The sequence below is a fragment of the Micromonospora sp. 4G55 genome (assembly GCF_016803375.1).
Map to the genome: position 1 here is coordinate 1 of NZ_JAEVHN010000329.1, position 6,687 is coordinate 6,687.

Sequence of the window (6,687 nt, forward strand, 5' to 3'; positions counted from 1 at the left end):
GCGAACAGGCCATGGTGGCCTGGCCCTGGTTCGTGGCGATGCAGCCGCTGGCCGGCGTGGTCTTCGCCCTCGACGGCGTGCTCATCGGCGCCGGGGACGTGCGCTACCTGCGCAATCTGACCATCGTCGCGGCGCTCGGCGGCTTTCTGCCGGCGATCTGGCTCGCCCACGGGCTCGACCTCGGGCTCGGCGGGATCTGGGCCGGGCTGACCCTGTTCATCGTGATCCGGCTGGTCGCGCTGCTGCTGCGGCTGCGCTCGGGCGGGTGGGCGGTGACCGGGGCGGTCCGCTGACTGTCAGGGCGGGGGGACGACCCGACCCGCGCCGACCCGGCCGCCCCCGGATCTCAGCAGGACTCGGTGGCGCGGCTGGGCCGCTCCGGGTCGAAGACCTCCGCCAGCCCTGGTGACGGGTCCGAACCACGCCGGCCCTTACCCGGGAACCAGGGGTCCAGGGCGATGAAGCCATTCTTGGTCTTCGAGCAGTCGGCGTTCCAGGTGGTGGCCTCGGCGGAATCCAGCCACAGGCCACGCGCGGACGCCCGGACGTCGTCGGGATGGGGCAGGGCCCAGACCTGCGTGTCCCGGATGACCACCAGGTGGGCTCCCGGCGGGACGGCCTTGCCGAGATACATGTCGAAGGCGTACACCCAGGCGAAGCGGGCGGTCACCTCGAGGATGCGGATCCCGTCCGCGTCCTTGGTGGCGCGGTAGCTGATCGTTCCGGAGACCCTGACATCGGGTTCCCAGTCGGTTCGCGAGTCCACCCGGGTCGCGTAGTTCAGGAAGGTGCTGTCGGCGAACTGCGGCAGTAGGCCCGCGCGGGCGTCCTTCGCCAGCAGGGCCAGGAACGGTTCGTTGTCGCCGACCAGCATCGCGGTCTCCAGCCGGGCTTCGATCAGCGCCCGCCGGACCCCGTCCAGCGTGCTGCGCACCTGCCCGGCGCTGAACGGGCCCGTGGCCAGGGCCGGTGGCAGCACGATGCCCTCCGCACCGACGGGGAAGTCGGCGGCGGGGGTGTCCGCGAAGTGGTCCTGCGGCTCGCCGATCGTGTTGGGGGGGACCGGCGAGGGCGACGGTGGCGTGGCGGTGCGGACACCTTCCACAAGGGTGTGGCCACCCAGGCCCAGCAGCACGACCAGCGCCAGGGCCACCACCGCGACGAGGCCGACGAGCACCTTGCCGCGGTGCCGCGCCCAGGTGAGCCGGCGTCGTTCAGCGGGGGTCAGCTCCTGGGAGGTGTCGGACTCCCGCATCCAGGACGGCAGGCTCACCGGCTCGGCGGTGGCCACCGCGGGCGGTTCCGGTGTGGTGGACGGCTGTTCGTCAGTCATTGCGGTCCCAGAGCTGGGGGGAATGAGGGTGCATGATCTTCGCACCCGGCGGCCCGTCGCGTCGTCCCCGGTCCGGACACGGCCGTCCCGGCCGCAGAGCGAACGGCAGGCCCCGCGACCCACGGCGCGGACGCGCTCGGCTCAGAGGGTGCCCTCGCGCATCCTGCCGAACAGGTAGGCCGCGCCCGCCACGAGCACCGTGGCGACGGCCGCGACGAACACGAACGACACGACCGCCGAGAGCACCGGGTGCCGCTCGCTGAACCGGGTGTGCTCCCGCCACCGCCACGCCGCGCGCCGCAGCTCGCGCAGCACCGGGGTCCGGTCGACCAGCTCGGAGAGCAGCCGACCCGGGGTGCGGCGGGGCGGCTCGGGGTTGCGCATCCACTCCGGCAGGTCGACCCGGGCGCGGTGCTCGTGGGAGGGCGGGTTGCTCATCGGACTCCGGAGACGGTGGTGGGGACGCGAGGGGCATTGTGCCGTGCGGTGACGGCCCCCGCGACCCCGTCTGGCAGGCTTGGCGGTCGTGAGCGGTGACGGGCTGATCGTGGTGGACAAGCCGGGCGGCATGACGTCGCACGACGTGGTGGCGCGCATCCGCCGGCTGGCGCGGACCCGGCGGGTGGGGCACGGCGGCACGCTCGACCCGATGGCCACCGGCGTGCTGGTGATCGGGGTGGGCCGGGCGACCCGGCTGCTGACGTACGTGATCGGCGCCGGCAAGAGCTACACCGCCACGGTGCGGCTCGGGCAGGCCACCGTCACCGACGACGCCGAGGGTGACGTGATCGCCACCACCCCGGCCGGCCAGCTCACCGACGAGGCGGTCCGGGCGGCGTTCGCCGCGCTCGCCGGCGAGGTCGACCAGGTGCCCAGCGCGGTCAGCGCCATCAAGATCAACGGACAGCGGGCCTACAAGCGGGTACGCGAGGGCGAGAGCGTCGAGCTGCCCGCCCGGCGGGTCACCATCTCCCGCCTCGACGTGCTGGCCGTCCGCCGGGACACCCCCGACGTGCTGGACGTGGACATCGACGTGACCTGCTCGTCCGGGACGTACATCCGGGCCATCGCGCGGGACGCGGGCCTGGCGCTCCGGGTGGGTGGGCATCTCACCGCGCTGCGGCGTACCGCGGTGGGTGGCTTCCGGCTGACCGAGGCCGCCACCCTCGACGAGTTGGAGCAGCGCGCCCCCGAGGTGGTCAACCTGCCGCTCGACGCGGCCGCCGACCGGTTCTTCCCGCGTCGGGAGGCCAGCGCCGACGAGGCGAAGGTGCTCTCCCACGGGGGACCGCTCGACGCGGCCGGCATCGCCGGGCCGTACGCGGTCTTCGGTCCCGACGGCGGCCTGATCGCTATCGTCAGCGAGCGGGACGGCCGGGCCCGCGCGGAGATCGTGCTCGCCCCGGCCTGACGGCGGTGGCGGGTGCGCCGGTCGCGCGGCCGGCGCGGGTACCCGGCGAGGCCGGGGAAGCAGGGGAGGAGCGGCATGCAGCGGTGGCGGGGGTACGACGCGGCGCCCGGTGGCTGGGGGCGTTCGGTCGTCACCATCGGCGTCTTCGACGGCGTGCACAAGGGGCACCAGGCGACCATCGGGCACGCCGTGGCCCGGCCCGGGAGCTGGGCATGAAGTCGGTGGTGGTCACCTTCGACCCGCACCCGGCGGAGGTGGTCCGCCCGGGCTCGCACCCCGCCGTGCTCACCGAGCCGGCCCGCAAGGCGGAGCTGATCGAGGCCCTCGGCGTCGACGTGCTCTGCGTGGTGCCGTTCACCCCGGAGTTCTCCCGGCTGCCGGCGGAGGCGTTCGTGCACGACGTCCTGGTCGAGCACCTGCACGCCGCGCTGGTCGTGGTGGGAGACAACTTCCGGTTCGGGCACCGGGCGGCCGGCGACGTGGCGCTGCTGACCCGGCTCGGCCGCACCTTCGGCTTCGGGGTGGAGGGCGCGCCGCTGGTGGCCGAGGCGGGCACCGTCTTCTCCTCGACGTACATCCGCTCCTGCGTCGACGCCGGCGACGTGGCCGCCGCGGCCGCCGCGCTGGGCCGCCCGCACCGGCTGGAGGGCGTGGTGGTCCGGGGCGACCAGCGCGGACGTGAGCTGGGTTACCCCACCGCCAACCTGCTCCGCCACCGGTACGCGGCGGTCCCCGCCGACGGGGTGTACGCCGCCCGGCTGGTGCGTCGGGGGCAGCGGGAGCCCCTGGCTGCGGCGGTGTCGATCGGCACCAACCCGACCTTCTCCGGTCGGGAGCGGCGGGTGGAGGCGTACGCGCTGGACTTCTCCGGCGACCTGTACGGCGAGCGGCTGGCCCTGGACTTCGTCGCGCACCTGCGGGAGCAGCGCCGGTACGACGCCATCGAGCCCCTCGTGGCGCAGATCGCCGAGGACGTCGAGCGGACCCGCCGGGCGATCGGCTGAGCGCGCCGCGGGCGGCTTCGCCGACCTTGACCGGATGGGACGGGGCCGGACTGGTAGTCTGGCGGGGACGTCGGCTGACCGACGTGGGGCCTCGCGTGCCTGCACGACGCCGCGGGTGCGAGGTACCGGTCCGTTCCGGTCTCCTGACCGGTTCGACGGACACCAGTGATCAACCCACCGAAACAGGGAGAACATGGCGCTCGACCAGGAAGCCAAGGCCACGATCCGTGCGGAGTACGCGACCGCCGAGGGCGACACCGGTTCGCCGGAGGTGCAGGTCGCGGTCCTCACCAAGCGGATCGCTGAGCTGACCGAGCACCTGAAGGTGCACAAGCACGACCACCACAGCCGCCGCGGGCTGCTGCTGCTGGTCGGCCGGCGCCGTCGGCTGCTCAACTACGTCCAGAAGAAGGACATCAACCGCTACCGGTCGCTCATCGAGCGACTCGGCCTGCGCCGGTGACGTGACGGGGGAGTGGCCTGCGGCCGCTCCCCCGTTCCGGTACCACTGAAGAACAGGGCCGCGCGACCACCCGAGAGGGAGCCGGTCAGCGTACCGGTCTCCGGTAGTGGCCTCCGGGCATCCCGGCATCACGCCGGTCACCCGGGCGCTTCGATCGAAGACCGGCCGTCTGAGCAGCTCCCGTGTCGTGGGCCCCCGACGCGAAGGAGCACGACAGCACCATGACCGAGACCAACCTCGGCACCGAATCCCGCACCGCTGTGATCGACAACGGGTCCTTCGGCACCCGTGAGATCACCTTCTCCACCGGTCGGCTGGCCCGTCAGGCCGCCGGTTCGGTCGTCGCCCAGCTGGGCGAGACCGTGGTCCTCTCCGCCACCACCGCCGGCAAGCAGCCGAAGGAGCAGTTCGACTTCTTCCCGCTGACCGTCGACGTCGAGGAGCGGATGTACGCCGCGGGCCGGATCCCCGGCTCGTTCTTCCGCCGCGAGGGCCGCCCCAGCGAGGACGCGATCCTCACCTGCCGGCTGATCGACCGGCCGCTGCGCCCGTCGTTCGTCAAGGGCCTGCGCAACGAGGTCCAGGTCGTCGAGACCGTCCTCGCGCTCGACCCGCAGCACCCGTACGACGTCGTGGCGATCAACGCCGCCTCGATGTCGACCAAGCTCTCCGGCCTGCCGTTCTCCGGCCCGATCGGGGCCACCCGGATGGCGCACGTCGACGGCCAGTGGGTCGCCTTCCCGACCATCGACGAGCTGGCCCGGGCCACCTTCGACATGGTGGTCGCCGGCCGCGCCCTGCCCGACGGCGACGTCGCGATCATGATGGTCGAGGCCGAGGCCACCGAGCACACCGTGGCGCTGGTCGCCGGCGGTGCCCCGGCCCCGACCGAGGAGGTCGTGGCCAGCGGCCTGGAGGCCGCCAAGCCGGCCATCCGCGAGCTGTGCCGGGCGCAGAGCGAGCTGGCCGAGGTGGCCGCCAAGCCGGTCGCCGAGTTCCCGGTCTTCCTGGACTACCAGGACGACGTCTACGCGGCGGTGGCCGACCTGGCCCGCGCCGACGTGGCCGAGGCGCTCACCATCGCCGGCAAGGCGCCCGCGAGGAGGCCCTGGACCGGGTCAAGGCCCGGGTCGCCGAGGAGCTCGGCGGTCGCTTCGAGGGCCGGGAGAAGGAGCTCAGCGCCGCCTTCCGGTCGCTGACCAAGTCCGAGGTCCGCAACCGGGTGCTGCGCGAGCAGATCCGCATCGACGGCCGCGGCCCGCGCGACATCCGCCCGCTTACCGCCGAGGTCGGCGTGCTGCCCCGGGTGCACGGCTCGGCGCTGTTCGAGCGGGGCGAGACCCAGATCCTGGGCGTCACCACGCTGAACATGCTGCGCATGGAGCAGTCGCTGGACACCCTCTCCCCGGAGAAGTCCAAGCGCTACATGCACAACTACAACTTCCCGCCGTACTCGACCGGTGAGACCGGCCGGGTCGGTTCGCCGAAGCGGCGCGAGATCGGCCACGGCGCGCTCGCCGAGCGGGCGCTGATCCCGGTGCTGCCGGCGCGCGAGGAGTTCCCGTACGCCATCCGGCAGGTCTCCGAGGCGCTCGGCTCCAACGGCTCCACCTCGATGGGTTCGGTCTGCGCCTCGACGCTGGGCCTGCTGTCGGCCGGTGTGCCGCTGAAGGCGCCGGTCGCCGGCATCGCCATGGGCCTCATCTCCGACGAGGTCGAGGGCAAGACCCAGTACGTGACGCTGACCGACATCCTCGGCGCCGAGGACGCGTTCGGTGACATGGACTTCAAGGTCGCCGGCACCCGGGACTTCGTCACCGCGCTGCAGCTCGACACCAAGCTCGACGGCATCCCGTCGGACGTGCTGGCCGCCGCGCTCCAGCAGGCGCACGAGGCCCGGCAGACCATCCTCGACGTGATGCAGGCGGCGATCGAGGCTCCGGCCGAGATGTCGGACTACGCGCCGCGGGTCACCACGGTCAAGATCCCGGTCGACAAGATCGGCATGGTGATCGGCCCGAAGGGCCAGACCATCAACGCCATCCAGGACGAGACCGGCGCCGAGATCTCCATCGAGGACGACGGCACGATCTACGTCGGCGCGACCAACGGCCCGTCGGCCCAGGCCGCGGTGGACCGGATCAACGGCATCGCCAACCCGACCCTCCCGAAGCAGGGCGAGCGGTTCCTCGGCACGGTGGTCAAGACGGCCGCGTTCGGCGCGTTCATCTCGCTGCTGCCGGGCCGCGACGGCCTGCTGCACATCTCCAAGGTGGGCGACGGCAAGCGGGTCGAGAAGGTCGAGGACTTCCTCAACGTCGGCGACAAGGTCGAGGTCGAGATCGCGGACATCGACGCCCGCGGCAAGATCTACCTGGACAAGGTCCGCCCGGAGGGCGCCGAGGCGCCGGCCGCCGGCGAGGCCGCCGGTGGCGAGCGTCCGGCCGGTCGGGGCGGCGACCGCGGCGGTGACCGT

At 73.1% G+C, this 6,687-nt stretch carries 4 protein-coding genes and 3 pseudogenes; 5 read left to right on the top strand and 2 right to left on the bottom strand.

What is annotated here, in order from left to right; translation table 11 throughout:
* Positions 1 to 293: pseudogene (locus JNW89_RS23105) on the top strand (MATE family efflux transporter); the annotation flags it as partial.
* 53 nt (positions 294 to 346) lie between these two features.
* Here JNW89_RS23105 and JNW89_RS23110 read toward each other — a convergent pair.
* Positions 347 to 1,333: a hypothetical protein gene (locus JNW89_RS23110; protein ID WP_238450478.1), complete on the bottom strand. Its 987-nt coding sequence runs from the start codon at positions 1,331 to 1,333 to the stop codon at positions 347 to 349.
* Between the two features lie 141 nt (positions 1,334 to 1,474).
* Positions 1,475 to 1,771, bottom strand: a complete 297-nt coding sequence (locus JNW89_RS23115; RefSeq protein ID WP_238450479.1) for a hypothetical protein — start codon at positions 1,769 to 1,771, stop codon at positions 1,475 to 1,477.
* An 88-nt stretch (positions 1,772 to 1,859) separates the two neighbouring features.
* On the opposite strand from JNW89_RS23115, the gene truB reads away from it, so the two are divergent.
* The 4 genes and pseudogenes from truB to JNW89_RS23135 form a co-directional block, all read left to right on the top strand.
* Complete coding sequence (gene truB / locus JNW89_RS23120) at positions 1,860 to 2,744, top strand: tRNA pseudouridine(55) synthase TruB (protein WP_238450480.1); 885 nt, start codon at positions 1,860 to 1,862, stop codon at positions 2,742 to 2,744.
* Between the two features lie 75 nt (positions 2,745 to 2,819).
* Positions 2,820 to 3,748: pseudogene (locus JNW89_RS23125) on the top strand (bifunctional riboflavin kinase/FAD synthetase).
* Positions 3,749 to 3,941: 193 nt separating this feature from the next.
* Positions 3,942 to 4,211, top strand: coding sequence for a 30S ribosomal protein S15 (gene rpsO, locus JNW89_RS23130; protein ID WP_088963411.1), 270 nt, complete (start codon positions 3,942 to 3,944; stop codon positions 4,209 to 4,211).
* A 221-nt stretch (positions 4,212 to 4,432) separates the two neighbouring features.
* Positions 4,433 to 6,687: pseudogene (locus JNW89_RS23135) on the top strand (polyribonucleotide nucleotidyltransferase); the annotation flags it as partial.